This window comes from Parachitinimonas caeni (assembly GCF_030129945.1).
GTDB classification, from domain to species: Bacteria; Pseudomonadota; Gammaproteobacteria; order Burkholderiales; family Chitinimonadaceae; genus Parachitinimonas; species Parachitinimonas caeni.
The window spans coordinates 1-275 of the sequence record NZ_JARRAF010000255.1 but is presented as its reverse complement, the minus strand read 5'-3'; the positions used below and the strand labels follow the sequence as shown (position 1 = coordinate 275).

At 71.6% G+C, this 275-nt stretch carries 1 protein-coding gene; it reads left to right on the top strand.

The features are described from left to right. A partial coding sequence (locus PZA18_RS24575) for a hypothetical protein (protein WP_284103508.1) occupies positions 1-275 on the top strand: 275 nt, incomplete at both ends.

The following is a 275-nucleotide window of genomic DNA, read 5'->3' as shown; positions in this document are numbered from 1 at the left end:
GCCGCTGGCTGCCGGCAGCAGCCGGGCCCGTCAACTCAGCCTGCGCCTGCCCCATGGCCCGGCAGGCGCCGGCGAATTCGAGCTGGTGATCGACAGCGACCCGCGCCACCAGCAAGGCGAGACCGGTGCAGCTGCCAGCAACAACAGCGCCCGCCTCAGCCTCCGCAGCACCTTGGCGGCCACGGCCAACCTGCAGGTGAAAGACCTGCGGCTGGAACCGGCCGGCCCCTGGCGGGGGGGCGATCCGATTGATCTGCACTGGACCACCTGGAACG